Source organism: Cytophaga hutchinsonii ATCC 33406 (assembly GCF_000014145.1).
In the GTDB taxonomy this organism is placed as follows: Bacteria; Bacteroidota; Bacteroidia; order Cytophagales; family Cytophagaceae; genus Cytophaga; species Cytophaga hutchinsonii.
The window spans coordinates 4,392,672-4,410,675 of sequence record NC_008255.1; the positions used below are offsets into that span (position 1 = coordinate 4,392,672).

Consider the following 18,004-nt stretch of genomic DNA (forward strand, 5'->3'; position numbering starts at 1 on the left):
AATAACGTGTATGGATTATTATAAAATTTTGGGCATTGAAAAAAATGCTACAGAAGCCGATATTAAAAAAGCCTATCGGAAGATGGCCCGCAAATACCATCCGGATTTGAATCCCAATGATAAAGTGGCCGAACAAAAATTCAAGGAAGTTAATGAAGCGAATGAAGTATTAAGCAATGCAGAAAACCGGAAAAAGTATGATGCCTATGGCGAGAACTGGAAACAGGGAAATGCCTATGCGAATGCTGATCAGCAGCGTTATCAGCGCCCTCCGAATCAGGGCGGAGGCGGCAATCCGTTTGACGGCGATTTTTCAGACTTCTTCGGATCGATGTTTGGAGCAGGTGGAGCAAGAGGTGGCCGGGGCGGCACAAAATTTAAAGGGGCAGACCTGTTTGCAGAACTACAGTTAGATCTTAAAGAAGTTTTTGTTACCCATAAAAGAGAGCTGAATGTAAACGGTAAAAACATCCGCATTACAATTCCTGCGGGGATTAAGGACGGACAAACAATCAAAATTGCGGGCTACGGTGGTGACGGTTTAAATGGCGGCCCGAAAGGCGATTTACAGATTGAAATATCTGTTACGAATAACACAAAATTTAAAATAGACAACAACGACTTGCATAACACGGTAGAACTGGATTTATATAAGGCACTATTAGGCGGGGACCTGATCGTAGATACGTTTGATGGAAAGGCAAAATTAAAAGTTGCTCCCGAAACACAAAACGGAACCAAAGTAAAACTCAAAGGCAAGGGATTGCCGGTATATAAAAAAGAAGGTGTGTTCGGAGATCTGTACATCACATATAACATTTCCCTTCCAACCAATCTTACTGAAAAAGAAAAAGAATTATTCACGGAACTCTCTAAACTCAGGAACGCATGAATATAGAAAACTTTATTCCGGTACACAAAATCTGCACATACTATCAGGTAGAAGTTTCCTTTTTAAATGGATTAGGGGAAATTGGACTGATTGAAATAAATACGGTTGAAGAGATTGGTTATATTCATATGGATCAGATTGGAAGCATTGAAAAAATGATCCGCATGCACCATGATCTGGATGTTAATATTGAAGGAATTGATGTTGTATTTAATTTATTGAATAAAATTGAAGCGTTGCAACAGGAGTTAAAAGGTACAAGAAACAGATTGAAAATGTACGAAGGTTGAAAAGCGTACTGAGCGTATATGTTTTCATAACCCCCATTGCGGTTAATCCGTAGAATAAAACGTTCTAACCAGTTATAGCCAACATGAATCGTACGGATTACATTCTTACCATTACAAAAGGAATTTTAGAAGCACCGGAAGAAATTACAGCAGGATTAATAGAATATTTCAGTGCCATTTTTGAATTAAAAGAAATGCAGAAGCCAGGATTTGTTGTACTGGCAGCAGGTTTGGAAAATGGGAAAGATGGTTCATTTACCGATTGGGTAAAAGCACTTCGTGTTGAAAAAGTTAAAAAATGTGTGCTACGTTCTTCGGCACAGGAAGCTGAAAAACTTCCCGCGCATATTGCCGCAGCCTTTGCCGGTGCACAGGAATATCTGTTTGAAGTAATCACTGAAAAAACGGCACACTGCTATGTGATAAGATCAATTTATTCTCCGCAGTACGCAATTACTACAGAATTATTCACGGAATTAACGGATGCGCAAACCAACAGTGCGGCATTGTGGCAACTGGTTGCGGAACTGATAACAGAATCGAATGAACTGAATGGCCGCAAAACTGTAGATAAAAGTGTTGTAAAAGAATATCTGAATAGCCGGGAAGGTAAAGAAGAATTTAATTTTCTTGCATCAAAATTATCGGAAGAAATGCAGATTGAATGTGTGGTAACACAATCGCCATTTATTTTTCCGCAACACCTGCAGCACTTGTTTTATCAATCGGATTTTTCATTTTATGATGGTGCTGATAGAGAGATTGCGTTTCTATATACACTGAAAGCATGTTCAGCAGAAGAGTTACTGATGCTTGTGCAGGGACAGCCATTTGCTGCAGATATCTGGGCGCAGTGTGAGAAAGAATTAAAAGAGTATCCGCGGGAAGGCATACCCGTATTAGCTGCTTCAGAATTTGAAGCATATATTAAAAGTCAAACAACAGAAGCGCTCAATCAAAATGGTATTGCCAACATAATATGTGTTGCAATACGTACACTAAGTGAACAACATCATGTACGCCCTGCGATCCCTGAAGCATTAAAAGATGTTTTTGGTCCGGATAAAAAGGAATACGACAAAGCACTTGCACGCGGCAATGTAAAAGACAGATGGTATTTGAAATCGAATGAAAAGCCCTGGGAGATCTGTTATTTTGAACCGGTAGACATTACTACTTTATTAGAACCTGAAATTGATTTGAAAAAAGCAAAGCAGGAATTTGCGCAGGCGCTTTCAGAAATTGAAGGGTTTGCTAAAAAAATCCAGTCTTCTTACCAGGAAGCTTTCCGGTTTGCTGGGTACTTTTTAAGCGCAGCTGTCCCGGCCGGCAATTATGATCCGCCCCATCTTGAAATCATTTCAAAAGATCTGGAGGCAAAAGGATTCTCAGAACGTGCGATTCAGATATTGGTAAATAATTTTCTCTATCTGGAAGAATGGCATAAAATGAAATTCGATACGGAAACCATTCTTGGTTTGTTTGCAGTTAATAATGCGGATCACTTTGGCGGTATGGGTTCGTGGAACGATCAGTATGTGGAAGAAGATCCGGAAACGTATAATCGTGTATCTGCACGTACGTTTGATGCAATGAAAAAATATTTTGTTTCGTTACTTTCTAAATAAATACATATGGCCATAATTGTTTTTTTTATAGGGTTTATAGCGGTGTTAATAAGCGCTTTTTATATTTCGTTTAATGTATATGCAACACTAAACAGCAGAGGAAATAAGTTAGCTGCACTCGCCTCAATTATAGCTTTTGTTGTAAGCTTAATCGGCTTAGGTGTTATTGTTTTATTTGTTTGGGCTGAGTTGACCGGCGGATTCAGCAGAAGATGATCAACCGGACAGTAAAAAAATGTATGAGTAGATAAAAAATCAGTACGGATTTATAAATAAATGCATATGGAATTAACACCTTTGATTGGACTTGCTGTAATACTTATAAGTTCTTTTTTAATTTCCTGGAAAGCATATAAAGCACTACGTAGCAGAGGAAAGCAATATGCAGTTTTCTTTGCGGTAATGAGCTTTGTTGTCAGCTGTGTACTTATCTGGGTGGCTTTACTATTTGCCTGGATCGTTTTTGGAGACGGATTCAGCAGAAGATAATATAAAGTTTTTTTTCATCCGGATATAATATTCCGCTAAAAGCAGGTTGGGTACAAAGCCAAGCCAGGCATTGATCATATAAAGCGAATCCGGATCTATGGTCGTGGCAGCACTTAAAATCATTTTCCAGCTGCGTAACGTAATGGCAGAAAAAGTAAGTGCATAACTACGGATCATATAGTTTTCATGGCTCCTGAAATTTTTATTTTTAATATCAAGAAATGCTTTCAGCGTAAACCAGAACCAAAGGCAATCCAGTATCATAAAAGCTGTTTTAGTTGGAAAGCCTCCGTTTGCGTAATAAGCCATAATAAGTGCTGCAGGAAAATTGATTACAAGTATGTTGAATACATACACCTTACCGATGAACCTGTGAATAGCGGGATAGCCTGTCTGTAGATGTTTTGAGAATTGTGTAAAACCTGCAATCAGACAAAAAATACTTGTGAAGACATGAATATAAAAAGCAATTTTCCAGCGGACAATGTGCATGTATTCCTGTTTGTATTGCAGAAAAGCCACGTGTTCATCGAAGCTGCTGTATTGCAGAATCGTTAGTGACATAAGAAAGGTTGCTATACAGAGAAGGGTATAGATAATAATTGTTTTCAGTATATCAAGCACAAATGCCCGCATCACATAATTTCTTTTTTTCTATTGATCATATATACTGCCGCAATGCCTAACACGCCGCCAATAATAGTATGCAGCAATAATGTTTCGTTTAGGAATACCCAAGAAGACACCGCTGCAGAAACCGGTACTAAAAAAATAAAACTGCTTGCTTTCTCCGGACCGAGAGTTGTTGTAGCGTAAAAATAATAGCTCGTAGCAAGTGATGTTGCAAAGATACCGCTGAATAAAATGTTCCACCAGAAATACTGATCCGCGTTATGAAGTATATTATTCAAGTCTGTAAGGTTTACAAACGGAATCATAATTAAAACTGTTGCCAGGTACATCCATAAACTGAAGCTCATAGAAGAGCCATAAGTAGATGCTTTCGACGTGATCCGGCTCATCACTGCCCATACAAAGGCAGCCAGCAAAAAATAGATATTGCCGGATGCAAAGAGTTCATCCAGACTACCCCATATTTTCAATAAGGTTGCACCGGCAACTAAACCCAGCACCAATCCGATCGTTTCATTCCGTGACGGCTTTTTTCTATTCAATACCAATCCGATACTATAAGCCATGATCGGATTCATCGTTGTAACCAATACACCGCCTGCTCCGGCCAAGCCATTTTTCAATCCGTAAAAAAACAAATAGGTGTAAGCAGACAATAACAATCCGGCTGCCAGTAATGAAGGAATGCCTTTTCTATGAATGGTCAGCGGTGCCTTCATAAAAAAGAATACAGGTAAGAAGCCTGCGAATACAACGATATACCGGATCAGAACAATAGTAACAGGAGAGCCATAAGAAGCCGCCACTTTACCGGAAGGCCAGCTTAAGCCCCAGAAAAACATGCTCACTACAATACCTGTAAAAAGTAATTTCTCTGATTTGTTTTCCTGAGCAGTCAATGCGGTAATGATTAGAAATACGGTTGATTAAAAATACTACTTATTATTCAATGTAGTTCAAATTAAAACCGTTTTCTCAAACGCCCGGTCACATGTATGTAAGGGCAATTAAGCGCAGTGTATCTTATTTTACACCGGCTTGGCGCACCGGGGTGATCGATCCCTTATCAAACGGAGCCGATCTTTTAACCTCAACAACGTTTGATAAGGGATTATATAAAAAAAGCACCCGTGTTTCACGGGTGCTTTCATATGTACTACTATCTTAAAGCGTATTACCTAAAACCTATTACTTATAAATTGTATTCTTCAATAACCCTTAATACTTCTGCAACACCCCAGGCTTGAGCTACACAGCCGCGCGGGTAGTGCGGCGCGTCTCCGTCAAAGATTTCAGAAACACTGCCGATGCAGCTTTCTTCCAGGTGATAAGCAAAATTATAAATTACTTTCTGGCTTAAACGGTGTGCATGATCGCCGCTTACACGCATCATTACATCAACGTATGGCCCAAGCAGCCAGCTCCAAACAGTTCCCTGGTGATACGATGCATCACGCCTTCTCCAGTCGCCCTGATAAATACCATAATAATTATGGTCGTGCGGACTTAAGCTCCGCAAACCAACAGGCGTATATAAGTGCTCTTCCACACAATAGAAAACAGCCTGAGCCTTGTCAGCTTCAAGAAGCTGGAACGGAAGGCTGATAGCGAAAAGCTGATTCGGCCGGATAGATGGATTTGGCTGATCGTTTTCATCAATCAGGTCATACAAATAATTGCCATCCTGGTTCCAGAAGCGCGACAAGAACGCGTCTTTTACTTTCTGTGCCGATGCTTCAATAGCCACAGCATCGTGTGCCTGATTATTGGTATCTAATAAATACGCGAATATTTTTAACGTATTATACCATAATGCCTGGATCTCAACGGGCTTACCCATACGTGGCGTAACAACCCAGTCGCCAACCTTGGCATCCATCCAGGTTAATTGCTGGCCGGTTTCTCCCGCGAATAACAGGCCATCTTCAGCAACTTTAATGTTGTATAATGTTCCTTTGAAATGATGATCAACAATATCTTTTAAAACAGGAAGAATCTCATTCAGAACAAAGTTGCGGTCCTGAGTAGTTTGCAGGTAACGGTATACTGCTACAAAGAACCATAGCGTACCATCAACGTTGTTGTATTCCGGCGCTTCATCGCCATCTTTAAAACGGTTTGGCACCATCCCATTCTGAACGCTTTCTGCAAATGCTTTTATAATTCTTTTTGCATCATCAAAGCGGCCGGTGGTTAAACACAGCCCAGGCAATGCAATCATTGTATCTCTGCCCCAATCTGTAAACCAGTGGTAACCGGCTATTACAGTTTTTAACGATTCAGAACGCTGCACGACAAATTGATTGGCAGATAACGTTAATTGTTCAATCGTTGAATTAACTGTCCTGCCGTTAAGAAGCCCCATTCTGCGCACTCTTTCCTGCTCATATAAGTCAAAAGCATTTCTGCCTGCAGGATCGTTCGTTGAAAGAATAACACCAAATGAATCGCCGGCATTAAGTGACAGGGAGAAGGTACCGTGATTGAACAGATCTTCTTCACATTCTAAACCTCTGTAACGGTCAACCGCATAATCAAACTGATAGAACCAGTTCGGGTCGTTGCGTAACGACGCATTGGGTATGGAAATAAATATTTCCGGTGAAGTTGGATAAGGTTGTGTCCTGAATACGCCGTTCTCAAACGTGCAGGCAGGATCAAACACATCATTTGCTTTATGAAGGGAATGATAATCTCTGCCGGAAATAAGAGGAAGTAATTTAAATGTAAATGTTGTGGGCGCCTGAAGTACATTGTAAATGATTACGGTTGTATTTTCGCCATGCAGCATAACAACTGTTTTGCGGATCACAACACCGTTTACTTCAAACGTAAATTCAGGAAAAAATTCTTTTTTAAATTCAGCCATGTGTACATAGCCCTGAGGAGAAAGCGATTCTCTGTATTTGTTGGTGCTTAAGTGAAACCATTCGTCATTTAAAACAATGATCTCATCTAATTTATTAACCAATACGGTACGCTCAGTAGGTGGTTTGGTAGCAGCAACCAGGATACCGTGATATCTCCGGGTATTACAGCCGCTTAATGAACTCCCGGCCCATCCGCCCAAACCATTGGTTTCAAGCCATTCGGAACCTTCCCATAGCTTTCCTGAAGAAGAGCCATAAAAAAGTTTGTGAACATCTGTTTGAATGGCTGTCTTATCTAATCGTAACATAGCAATTTGCAAAAGGTAGGAATGAATTTTATTGGAGGTTTCCCCATCTGTAATAAAAGGAGGATACCCTTACGAAGTTAACCTATATTTTAATAATCCCACACATTAAAACTTAAAAAATCTGCGTTTTTACCAATATTAACGGCTATTTTCAAAATAGTGTTAACAAAGGTTTAAGCTTGTTTGTGTTCAGGATATGCTTCATTAAGAAGCTATTATTCCCGAATAAAAGAACCATACCAGAGACCTGATTCTTTTACAATTCTGTTTTGATTTTTAAAGTCGGTGTATATCAAGCCAAAGCGCGGATGATAGCCTTCCGCCCATTCAAAATTATCTGTCCAGGTCCAGACAAAATACCCATCAACTTTTGAGCCTTCGGCCCGCGCACGTAAAACCTGTTCAATATGATCCTGCAAATACGTGGTCCGTAAATGATCGGATATTAGACTCTCGTGATGTGTGTCTTCAAAGGCAGCGCCATTCTCTGTGATCAGGATTTTTTTAATGCCAGGATACGCATCAAATTTTCTGATCATATGATAAATAGATTCCGGATAAACTTCCCAGTTCATTAAGGTATGCGGCACCTTCCGGTTTGGGGCCGTGATAAGGCGCGCATTCAGGTAAGGCGTAAACCAGGAATGTTTTACAAATTCACGTGTATAATTCTGAACACCAATAAAATCAAAATCATATTTCATCTTATACTCATCGCCGGGCAGAATATACTGATGAATATTCTGCAGGGGTTTTAAGGTATCAATCGGATAGCCCATACCAAGCGTTGGTTCAATGAACATACGGTTTAACAGCGCATCTACTTTATACGCAGCCAGGTGATCTTTCTCAATATTGCGGTAAGGCTCAATGTGTGAGCAGGAAAATGTAGTACCTACTGTAGCATTGGGATAAATGGATTTGATAGCACGTGCACCTTCGCACATACTTAATACGGCATGGTGGATAGCGGGAAGAAAATTTTTCATGCCTCTGCGGCCGGGTGCATGTAAGCCTAAAAAATAACCTGCACCAACAAACACCATCGGTTCATTCATTACCATCCAGTGCTGCACGCGGTCACCAAAGTGTTTGACGCATATGGCAACATATCCGGTAAACCAGTTTACAACTTCTCTGTTCGTCCAGCCGCCACGCTTTTCCAGCGCCTGCGGTAAGTCCCAGTGATAAAGGGTTACCCAGGGTGTGATGCCGTAACGCAGACAGGTATCAATTAAACGATCGTAAAAAGCAATGCCTGCCGGATTAATCTCACCCGTGCCCGAAGGCAGGATGCGCGACCAGGAAATTGAAAAACGAAAATGATTGATGCCCAGCGATTGCATGAGTTTCAGATCATCTTCATAACGGGAATAAAAATCGCAGGCAATGTTTGCGTTTTTTCTGTCCTTGATCTTATTTTTATTTTCATTTGTAAAGGTATCCCATATGGAAGGACCTTTACCATCTATGTTATAGGCTCCTTCTGTTTGATACGCTGAGGCAGATACGCCCCAAACGAAAGAAGCATCCAGTTGTTTTTTATACGCATATAAAGTCGAAGCATCTTTTTCTAAAGATGCTTTAGGCTCAGAAAGTATCATAGTTAAAGGTCAAGCTCTTTTTCCCATTTCTGTGCAATGTCTAATATACTTGCCGCGGGATTGAATTTTGTGAAGATCTGTTCAATAATACGTTCGGTGATATCGGGATAATCCACTTCAATGCGTGAATCGTTTTCGAGCCACTGTTCTATTACGGCGTAGTGTTTCTTTTTCAAACTTTTAATAACAGGCACGCCCATCTCTGCCAATGCGGCTGCATTGCAATGTTGTTCGTACTGCCCTTTCATTGGAATGACTAACAGTTTTTTCCCCATAAACAGAGCTTCGGCAGGTGTTTCAAAACCTGCACCGCAGATAACGCCTTCAGCGGTTGACATACTTTTAATGAACAGTTCATTCTGGATAGGAAGAATGTGCACATTTTTTTCAGTAACAGGTGTGGTATTGTGTTTTGAAAATACCTGCCATTGAATATGTTTAAACCGGGATAAACTTTTTATTAAGCGTTCATCGTCATAAGAAGGCAGATAGACGGTGTAGTGACCAAGGTTTTCAATGTGTGCCGCGCGTATCTGCTGGCGGATAACAGGCGTAAAAATATTTTTATCGTAGCGTTCAAAATGAAACCCATACTGGTGTGTGGTAGGCGCATAATACCGCAGAATTGTCTGGCCAAGAAGATCAAAATTTGAAGGCTTTGGAGATTTTGCATTTAATACAGCAGCCTGGTGACTTAAGGAAATGCAGGGCTTGTCTGCGCCATAACATGCCCAGGCACTTACGGGTTCAAAATCATTGATCACCAGATCGTATTCGTGAATGGGTAATTGTTTTATTTCGTTGTAAAGGCGTTTCGATTTTAATTTCATAAAGGTCTTGAACATGTCAACACCTCCTTTTTTGCCGAAAATAAAACTTAATCCCTTAAACTGATATTTTACCGGAAAAGGTAGTGCAAGGTCTCCCTGAACACCGCTTACTAAAATATCGACATCACCTTTTTTTTGTAATAAAGGAACGATGTCCATTGAACGGCTCAAATGGCCATTTCCCGTGCCTTGTATGGCGTACAGTATTTTCATTCGTTACAGGCTTGATGAACTTCTTATTCGGAATGGGGAATAGAATTCAACCCATTTGCTGATCAGATAATTTTCAATCACCTGATAAAAAAAGTTCGATAGCTTTTTTGCGGGCTTCAACATAACAGTGTGTGGTTTGTTAAACTTCTACTGGTATAAAAATACGTCTTCAATATATCCTGACGATTACGGCAATGTTACCATACTATTATTCAATTCAGGCTTTATTAACAGAAGCATAACAAAAGCCTAATCTAATGCTTACAACTCTTTTGTTAATTTGCTAAGCCTTCAGAAATGCAGATGTACAAGGCTTGCATCATACCTCTTAGATAAAAAAAACGCGTATGAAAACACATTACAGAACCATAGTGCTTTCAGATATACATTTAGGAACTTCGAGTTCGAAGGCGAAAGAAGTATCTAATTTTTTAAAAAACCACACGTGTGATACGTTATTGCTTAATGGAGACATCATTGATGGCTGGCAATTGCAGAAGTATGGCAAATGGAAAAAATCACATACGCGTTTTTTCCGTAGGGTGATTAAAATGACCGAACAGAATAAAACGAAAGTATATTACCTGCGCGGCAATCACGATGATTTTTTAGATACCATCCTGCCTTTATCTTTCGGCAACATTCATATTGACCGGGAATACATTCACCAGGGTGCAACAGGTAAAATGTATTACGTTGTGCATGGAGATGTATTTGATACGGTAACTTCACAGTTAAAATGGATTGCAAAACTGGGCGATGTAGGCTATACATTTTTATTGTGGCTGAACAAACACTATAATAACTACCGCGTTAAGCGTGGCCTTCCATATTATTCCTTATCACAGGCCGTAAAACAAAAAGTTAAAACGGCAGTTTCATATATATCCGATTTTGAAATGCAGCTGGCAGATCTGGCACGCTCAAGAAAGTGTGACGGTGTAATCTGCGGACACATTCACCAGCCGGCGATTAAAGAATATAACGGTATTGAATATCTCAATTCAGGTGACTGGGTAGAAACACTTTCTGCACTGGTTGAAACGATCCATGGAGAATGGAAGTTGATTTATTACAACCAGGCGTTTGATGAAGACCGTGATAGTACAGAAGATGCAGATGACCCATTGTTTGTGTTTGAAAACATGGCACGTTTTTCAAAAGATGTAACCATTTACAAACCCAGATATTCAGCTTTTAATGGTATGAACCCGGCCGACAACCTGGCTACAAACAATCAATAATATGACGCAATCAGAAATTAAAGTAAAGCTCCTTGATATTGTAAAAAAGCAGGAAACAAAAATGCATCATATTGCATTGGATATAACCTTGCTTAACGGCAATATTTTATTGAAATCATTCCGCTTATTCGAATTTGACATCCATTCAAATGAATTAAAAGGAATGACGATGCAGGAAGAATACAGCTATATCCGCGAAGAGCGCGAGCCTGTGTATGCACACTTTAATCTGGAAGAAGTTAAAGAACTTGAAACAGCTACGGCAAACTACTTGTTTTTAAACGAACCTATGAACGTTCTTGTTAACGGCGCTGAATCAATATAACGTAAAGCGTTCTTCTTTTAATTTCTCATTTAAATAAGAAATAGTGATCCGGTAGGTTCCTTTTGATAACCCGGAAACATCAATAGAGATCTTATTCTCACCTTTGTTCAATTCTTCCCAAAGAGATAATTTTTTTTCGCCTATCAGATTATAGACTTTAATGTTGACCAATTGATAGCTGTTAGCAAAAAGTTGTAAATCAATGAAATGTCCTAGCGAAGTTGAAATTGACATAATAAAAGCTGGTTGAGCGGTTGTTGATCTCTACAAAGATACACGTACTACATTATCACATAATTATGCTCTTATTATGTGTAAGTGAATAGTTTACGGCAGAATCTTACATGCATGCATATGGGCGTAACAATTTGGTAACATTGGAGTGATACTGAGGTAACAATAGAAGTGTTGCTTTGCACCCGAATAGCTCGTATTAAAATGAAAAAACTTATTGTAACAGTAGCCCTGTCAATCGCAGGATTACTATGTGCTTACGCGCAAACCCCAGCTCCATCACAAAGCTTTGCAGACCATCCCCGGGCCTATACGCATAGAAACTCGTTCTGGACCGAGTACAACATCAACGGATCAATCGATTCATTGCAAAGATGGCAGTACCAGGTAGATTATCAATACCGCAGAATGGCTGATGCCAGCTACATCAAAGATGGTGATCAGGGAAACATTTTTAAAAATCCATATCAGCAGGTATTAAGACCGTGGATTCACTACTGGGTAATTCCTAAAAAACTTCGTTTCTCTTTATCTCCTATTGGATACTGGATCACATGGACTCCGCCGCAGGAAGGCAGTGCTTATAAGATTGACGGCCAGGATAAGGGACAGGCAGTATTTCCTGAATTCAGAATCTGTCCGCAGATAACCGTAAACAGTCAGTTAGGGCGGTTATTATTTTCAAACCGCTACAGGTACGAATTCAGATACATCGGTAACAGAACACAATCCACAAATTTTATGGATGATCTGGGTGATGGTTTCAGCTTTTACCCGAATGCTATCGGTTCAGGAAACGGCAGCAGCCACCAGGGCAGGTTACGTTGGCAGATACGTGCGCAGTTATTACTCAACAGTTCTAAAATGCAAAAGAACACCGTCTATATAAATGCATGGAATGAATTGTTTATAGGAACAGGGAAGCACGTTGACTTCAACAAAATGCTGAATCAAAACAGAACCGTTGCGTTGTTTGGCTGGAAGCTGCCTACACAATACCCGATCCGTATTGAAGCAGGTATTACCTATCAGGTAAACTATCTGTACAACATTGATGTAGTGCCTACGCAGCCGGATATTTCATACAACAAAAGGAACGTTGAAGCAAACACAGCATATACAATCTATGTGATCTTTGATGAGTTTCATACGTTGTTTAAAAAGAATGGAAGAAAACCTCAGGATGAACCTAAGTTCCCGCACCCTGCTGAAAGATAGTCATTCAGTAAAAAGAACTGTTTTGTGCAGCAACAGGTACAAAACAGTTCTTTTTACTACATATTTTATACTCACAATCATCTGATGTCAGTTTTTAATTACTAAGTTTTTAATTACTATTTGAATTAACCCTAACAATGAAAAAGATTATTGGAGCAGCAGTGTTGTGGATTGCAGGTATGGTTTGTGCGCAGGCACAATCGCTTGCGGCAAAGGATTCTGTTATTGCTACACCAACCACTTCTTCTATTACAGCTTCAGACACAAAACCTGCTGAAACGAAAAAGAAAAATTGGTATGAAGTGATAAGTTTAAGAGGGTATGCGCAATTTCGTTATAACCGGTTGCTGGAAACAAATTCAGACCTTAAGTGTGATCAATGTGATAAAAGTATCGGGAACAACGGTGGCTTTTTCTTTCGCAGAGCACGCCTTGTATTCAGCGGAAATATTCACGAACGGGTTTTTATATACATTCAGACAGACGTAGCAACAAATGCTACAGCGGGCTCTACGCTTGGGTTAAATTACCTTCAGATCAGAGATTTCTACGGCGATATTTATTTAACCAAAGACCGGAAATTACGGGCACGAGTTGGTATCAGTAAGGTGCCGTTTGGTTTTGAAAACCTGCAGTCGTCTCAAAACAGAGTTGCATTTGACCGTACAGATGGTATGAACAGCTCTGTGTACAATGAGCGCGACCTGGGTGTGTTTTTTTATTTTACACCGGACAAAATAAAGGAACGGTTCAAATACCTGGTAGATTCGGGACTAAAAGGGACAGGCGATTATGGTGTGTTTGGTTTTGGAATGTACAATGGACAAACAGCAAACAGAAGTGAGCTGAACAACTCGCTGCATACAGTGATGCGTGCTACCTATCCCTTTCAAGTAAATGAGAAACAAATACTGGAATTAGGCATACAGGGATATTCAGGGTTGTTCCATGTAGGAGAGGCTGTTTCCCCTGCAAACGTAGCGCTGGAAGGCAACAATCAGGATTACACCGATCAACGTGTGGCCGCTTCGGTAACGTTGTATCCGCAGCCTTTCGGGGTACAGGCAGAATATATGTATGGCAGAGGGCCGGTATATCAATATAACGGACCAATGGCGGCCGTAATGCATGAAATTATTACCGGTAGAAACGAAGGCGGTTATCTGCAGATTATGTATATGAGAAAAATTAAAAACATGACGGTAACCCCTTATACAAGAGGGCAGTATTTTTTTGGCGGGAAAAAGCCGGAATTGGATGCCCGTCGCCATATTGTTAAAGAACTTGAAATGGGTATTGAATTTCAGATCATTAAGCAATTAGAAGTAACCCTTGCATATACGATTTCTGATCGCGTATTTGAAGATTCCCGTAATCCGGTTAATCACCAGAAGGGTAATTTTATGAGAATGCAGCTGCAGCTCAATTTCTGATGGAATGTTACAATTAAATAATATATAAAGTTAAAATATAGTCCTTAACTTGCAGCGAAGTTGTGTGGGTAGGTACTATAAAATGTATCACACTAATTCTTAAAAGTAAAAATGAAAAAATTAATCTTTATTGTCTTTGTTGCTGCTTTTTTAAGCAGTTGTGGCGGTGGTGCTAAAACTGAAAATGCTGGCGCCTCTGAAAAAACCTCTATTAAAGTAGATGGTTCATCTACGGTTTTCCCGATTTCAGAAGCGGTTTCGGAAGAGTTTGAAATTGAAAACCCAACGGTTCAGATCACAGCAAATGCTTCCGGAACAGGAGCAGGGTTTAAGAAATTTATCCGTAATGAAATTGATGTAACGGGCGCTTCAAGACCGATCAAAGCATCTGAAGATAAAGACTGCGCAGCAAACAATATTCAATATCTTGAAATTCCGATTGCATACGATGGTTTAGCTATTGTTGTAAGCAAAGAAAATACGTGGGCAGACAACCTTACGGTAGCAGAATTGAAAAAAATATGGGAGCCGGCAGCTAAAGGAACAATTACACACTGGGATCAGGTTCGTGCAGGCTGGCCGCATGAAAAAATTAATTTATATGGTGCAGGTACAGAATCCGGCACATTTGATTATTTCACAGAAGCAATTGTTGGTGAAGCAAGATCCTGCAGAACAGATTATACAGCAAGTGAAGACGATAACGGTTTAGTAAGCGGAGTTGCCGGTGACAAATATTCTTTGGGTTATTTTGGCTATGCTTATTTCTTTGAAAATCAGGATAAATTGAAATTGGTTGCCATTGATGATGCCGATGAAGCAAACGGAAAAGGTGCTGTATTGCCTACAATAGAGACAATTGTAAACGGAACATACCAGCCTCTTTCACGTCCGTTACTGATTTACATTAATAAAGTATCTTCAGAAAGACCTGAAGTAAAGAAATTTGTAAACTACTATATTGATAATGCGCAAACACTTGTTCCTGAAACAGGTTATGTAGCCTTATCTCCGGAAGCATATAAATTGGTAAAAGCCCGCTTTGAAACTGGTACAACTGGCTCACTTTTCTTAACTTTGAAGACTACAGTGGGAGTTAAGTTAGAAGAAATATTACAAACACCTCAGCAGTAATCGCTGAATCCTTGAATGAAACGTTCAGAAAAAGTTATAGAATCATTCTTATTTGCCTGCAGTCTGTTAACTATATTAACAACTGCAGGCATTATATCCGTTCTTTTATTCGAAACAGCGCGGTTTTTTCAGGTTGTATCCATCTGGGATTTCCTTACAGACACAGAATGGTCCCCATCTTTTGCTAAAGAACAGCAGCATTTCGGTATCATGCCCTTATTGGCAGGTACATTCTTAACAACATTCATTGCTATGGCAGTAGCAGTTCCCTTAGGAATTACCATTGCTGTATATTTAAGTGAATACGCAAGTTCCAGAGTGAGACAGATTGTAAAACCTGTTTTAGAGATCCTGGCATCTATTCCAACCATTGTATATGGTTATTTTGCACTCGCATTTGTCACCCCATTAATACAGCATCTTTTTCCAGGTCTGGAACTAAGCAATTTCAATGCATTAGCGCCAGGTATTATCATGGGTATCATGATCCTGCCGCTGGTTTCTTCTTTAAGTGAAGATGCCTTATATGCCGTACCAAGAACATTACGGGAAGGTTCATATGCAATGGGTGCTACTAAATTTCAAACAGCTTTTAAAGTAATTATTCCTGCCGCCTTATCCGGTATCGCGGTTTCAATCATTCTGGCCTTATCAAGAGCCGTTGGTGAAACCATGATCGTTGCTATTGCCGCAGGTAACAAACCAACCTTAACATTTAATCCGCTTAATCAGGTTCAGACAGCAACAACCTATATTGTACAAACGGTAAACGGAGATGTCGCAAATGATTCCATTGAATACAAAACCATTTATGCCGTTGGGATGAGTTTATTTGTAATCACCTTGCTTTTGAATAACATCAGTTTCTGGCTGAAAAAACGCTACCAACAAGTTTATAAGTAATTGATATGGCGAAGAAGTTAGGCAAAAGAATGCGCCAAAAACAAGTGCGCAAAAATAAGTGGTACGAGTATCAGGATAAATCATATAAATTCATCGCACTGGCTGCAACCGGGATTGGCATATTGGTACTGGTGGTTTTATTATGGGATGTTTTTTCAGATGGTTTCAGCCGTATTGATCTGAAATTCCTGATGGATTCATCTTCACGTAAAGCAAAAAATGCCGGCATCTACGCGGCACTCGGAGGTACCTTATGGATCATGGCATTAACAACGCTTATCGCATTCCCGATAGGTATCGGAGCCGGTATCTATCTGGAAGAATACAACACCAAAGGACGTATGTCAAATCTGCTGGAAATTAATATTTCCAACCTGGCAGGTATACCATCCATCATTTATGGTTTATTAGGGCTGGAGATTTTTTCACGTACGCTGATGTTAGGCGACACGGCCATTACTGGCGCGCTTACCTTATCATTATTGATTCTGCCGATCATAATTGTTTCTACGCGCGAAGCATTAAAAACAGTTCCGTATAATTTACGCGAAGCTTCTCTTGCATTAGGGGCTACAAAATGGCAAACGATCTGGTACCAGATTCTGCCGGCATCTATTCCGGGTATTGTTACCGGCGCGATCCTTGCAATCTCAAGAGCAATCGGCGAAACAGCTCCATTGATCGTTATCGGTGCAGCTACGTATATCACTTCTGTGCCAAGCTGGCCAAACGAATCCTTTACCGTGTTGCCGATACAGATATTCTATTGGATCGGTAAACCGCAGCACGATTTCCAGGTGAACGCTGCAGCAGCGATCATCATATTATTGGCAATCACATTCATAATGAATGGAGCTGCTGTATATTTACGCTACCGGTGGCAGAAAAAAATCAAGTGGTAAACACTGATTAGATATTTATTGAATAAAATTACACGAGCATATGTTTGATGGCAGAAGTTTAATAAACTAAACTACATCAGGCTAAAATAGCAAAAAGATGAAAATTGAAGCGAACGACGTACACGTATATTATGGCTTAGACCACACGCTGAAAGGTGTGTCACTAAGTGTAAAAAAAAATACGGTTACTGCCTTAATTGGTCCCTCTGGTTGCGGAAAATCAACGTTTCTGCGTTGCATGAACCGGATGAATGACCTGATAGATAATTGCCAGGTTAAAGGAAATATTTTAATTGACGGCGTGGATATTAATTCACCTTCAGTGAATACAAATGAATTGCGTAAAGCAGTAGGTATGGTTTTTCAAAAACCAAACCCGTTTCCGAAATCAATCTTTGAAAACGTTGCTTACGGACTTCGTGTAAACGGCGTATCGAATAAAGAATACATCAACGATAAAGTGGAATGGTCGTTAAAGCAGGCAGCACTTTGGGATGAAGTAAAAGATAAACTGAAAAAATCCGCATTAGCATTATCCGGCGGTCAGCAGCAGCGTTTGTGTATTGCACGTGCACTTGCCGTTGAGCCATCCATTCTGTTAATGGATGAACCTGCATCCGCACTTGATCCGATCTCTACGTCTAAAATCGAAGAACTGATCTACAACCTGAAAGCTTCTTACACGATCATGATTGTAACACACAACATGCAGCAGGCTTCTAGAACAAGTGATAAAACCGCATTCTTTTATATGGGTGAACTGGTAGAATACGATGATACACGTACACTATTTACCAACCCTAAAAAAAAACGTACACAGAACTATATTACAGGCCGTTTCGGTTGATCCCGAA

18 protein-coding genes are annotated in these 18,004 nt (G+C 40.0%); 12 read left to right on the top strand and 6 right to left on the bottom strand.

The window, feature by feature from the left end:
- Positions 1–10 precede the first annotated feature (10 nt).
- The 4 genes from CHU_RS18470 to CHU_RS18485 all read left to right on the top strand — a co-directional run bounded on the left by CHU_RS18470 (position 11) and on the right by CHU_RS18485 (position 3,026).
- Complete coding sequence (locus CHU_RS18470; RefSeq protein WP_011587140.1) at positions 11–892, top strand: DnaJ C-terminal domain-containing protein; 882 nt, start codon at positions 11–13, stop codon at positions 890–892.
- Positions 889–1,182, top strand: coding sequence for a chaperone modulator CbpM (locus CHU_RS18475; protein ID WP_011587141.1), 294 nt, complete (start codon positions 889–891; stop codon positions 1,180–1,182). The genes CHU_RS18470 and CHU_RS18475 overlap by 4 nt, the downstream gene beginning before the upstream one ends.
- An 83-nt stretch (positions 1,183–1,265) precedes the next feature.
- Positions 1,266–2,810: a hypothetical protein gene (locus tag CHU_RS18480; RefSeq protein ID WP_041932498.1), complete on the top strand. Its 1,545-nt coding sequence runs from the start codon at positions 1,266–1,268 to the stop codon at positions 2,808–2,810.
- 6 nt (positions 2,811–2,816) lie between these two features.
- Positions 2,817–3,026: a hypothetical protein gene (locus CHU_RS18485; protein ID WP_011587143.1), complete on the top strand. Its 210-nt coding sequence runs from the start codon at positions 2,817–2,819 to the stop codon at positions 3,024–3,026.
- A gap of 228 nt (positions 3,027–3,254) precedes the next feature.
- On the opposite strand, the gene CHU_RS18490 is transcribed toward CHU_RS18485, so the two are convergent.
- The 5 genes from CHU_RS18490 to CHU_RS18510 form a co-directional block, all read right to left on the bottom strand.
- Complete coding sequence (locus CHU_RS18490) at positions 3,255–3,863, bottom strand: DUF2306 domain-containing protein (protein ID WP_238379316.1); 609 nt, start codon at positions 3,861–3,863, stop codon at positions 3,255–3,257.
- A gap of 71 nt (positions 3,864–3,934) precedes the next feature.
- Positions 3,935–4,831, bottom strand: coding sequence for a DMT family transporter (locus CHU_RS18495; RefSeq protein ID WP_011587146.1), 897 nt, complete (start codon positions 4,829–4,831; stop codon positions 3,935–3,937).
- Between the two features lie 293 nt (positions 4,832–5,124).
- A complete protein-coding gene (locus CHU_RS18500) occupies positions 5,125–7,110 on the bottom strand; it encodes an amylo-alpha-1,6-glucosidase (RefSeq protein ID WP_011587147.1) in 1,986 nt (661 codons plus the stop codon).
- A gap of 215 nt (positions 7,111–7,325) precedes the next feature.
- Complete coding sequence (locus tag CHU_RS18505; protein ID WP_011587148.1) at positions 7,326–8,714, bottom strand: GH1 family beta-glucosidase; 1,389 nt, start codon at positions 8,712–8,714, stop codon at positions 7,326–7,328.
- Between the two features lie 2 nt (positions 8,715–8,716).
- Positions 8,717–9,757 carry a glycosyltransferase family protein gene (locus CHU_RS18510; RefSeq protein ID WP_011587149.1) on the bottom strand — a complete coding sequence of 347 codons (1,041 nt, stop codon included), beginning with the start codon at positions 9,755–9,757 and terminating at the stop codon, positions 8,717–8,719.
- Positions 9,758–10,104: 347 nt separating this feature from the next.
- Here CHU_RS18510 and CHU_RS18515 point away from each other — a divergent pair, with 347 nt between their 5' ends.
- The gene (locus CHU_RS18515) at positions 10,105–11,001 is read left to right on the top strand and encodes a UDP-2,3-diacylglucosamine diphosphatase (RefSeq protein ID WP_011587150.1); all 897 of its coding nucleotides are present in this window, start codon (positions 10,105–10,107) and stop codon (positions 10,999–11,001) included.
- 1 nt (position 11,002) lies between these two features.
- The gene (locus tag CHU_RS18520) at positions 11,003–11,326 is read left to right on the top strand and encodes a hypothetical protein (protein ID WP_011587151.1); all 324 of its coding nucleotides are present in this window, start codon (positions 11,003–11,005) and stop codon (positions 11,324–11,326) included.
- On the opposite strand, the gene CHU_RS18525 is transcribed toward CHU_RS18520, so the two are convergent.
- Positions 11,318–11,560, bottom strand: coding sequence for a T9SS type A sorting domain-containing protein (locus CHU_RS18525; protein ID WP_011587152.1), 243 nt, complete (start codon positions 11,558–11,560; stop codon positions 11,318–11,320). The two genes, CHU_RS18520 and CHU_RS18525, sit on opposite strands and share 9 nt — an antisense overlap.
- A gap of 204 nt (positions 11,561–11,764) precedes the next feature.
- Here CHU_RS18525 and CHU_RS18530 point away from each other — a divergent pair, with 204 nt between their 5' ends.
- From CHU_RS18530 to pstB, 6 genes are all read left to right on the top strand, one after another.
- On the top strand, positions 11,765–12,778 hold the full coding sequence (locus tag CHU_RS18530; protein ID WP_011587153.1) for a DUF2490 domain-containing protein: 1,014 nt from the start codon (positions 11,765–11,767) through the stop codon (positions 12,776–12,778).
- A 137-nt stretch (positions 12,779–12,915) separates the two neighbouring features.
- Complete coding sequence (locus CHU_RS18535) at positions 12,916–14,211, top strand: porin (protein ID WP_041932499.1); 1,296 nt, start codon at positions 12,916–12,918, stop codon at positions 14,209–14,211.
- 111 nt (positions 14,212–14,322) lie between these two features.
- Positions 14,323–15,345 carry a PstS family phosphate ABC transporter substrate-binding protein gene (locus CHU_RS18540; RefSeq protein ID WP_011587155.1) on the top strand — a complete coding sequence of 341 codons (1,023 nt, stop codon included), beginning with the start codon at positions 14,323–14,325 and terminating at the stop codon, positions 15,343–15,345.
- 15 nt (positions 15,346–15,360) lie between these two features.
- A complete protein-coding gene (gene pstC / locus CHU_RS18545) occupies positions 15,361–16,248 on the top strand; it encodes a phosphate ABC transporter permease subunit PstC (protein WP_011587156.1) in 888 nt (295 codons plus the stop codon).
- A 5-nt stretch (positions 16,249–16,253) separates the two neighbouring features.
- Positions 16,254–17,150, top strand: coding sequence for a phosphate ABC transporter permease PstA (gene pstA, locus CHU_RS18550; protein ID WP_143144069.1), 897 nt, complete (start codon positions 16,254–16,256; stop codon positions 17,148–17,150).
- 97 nt (positions 17,151–17,247) lie between these two features.
- Complete coding sequence (gene pstB / locus CHU_RS18555; RefSeq protein ID WP_011587158.1) at positions 17,248–17,997, top strand: phosphate ABC transporter ATP-binding protein PstB; 750 nt, start codon at positions 17,248–17,250, stop codon at positions 17,995–17,997.
- The last annotated feature ends 7 nt before the right edge of the window (positions 17,998–18,004 follow it).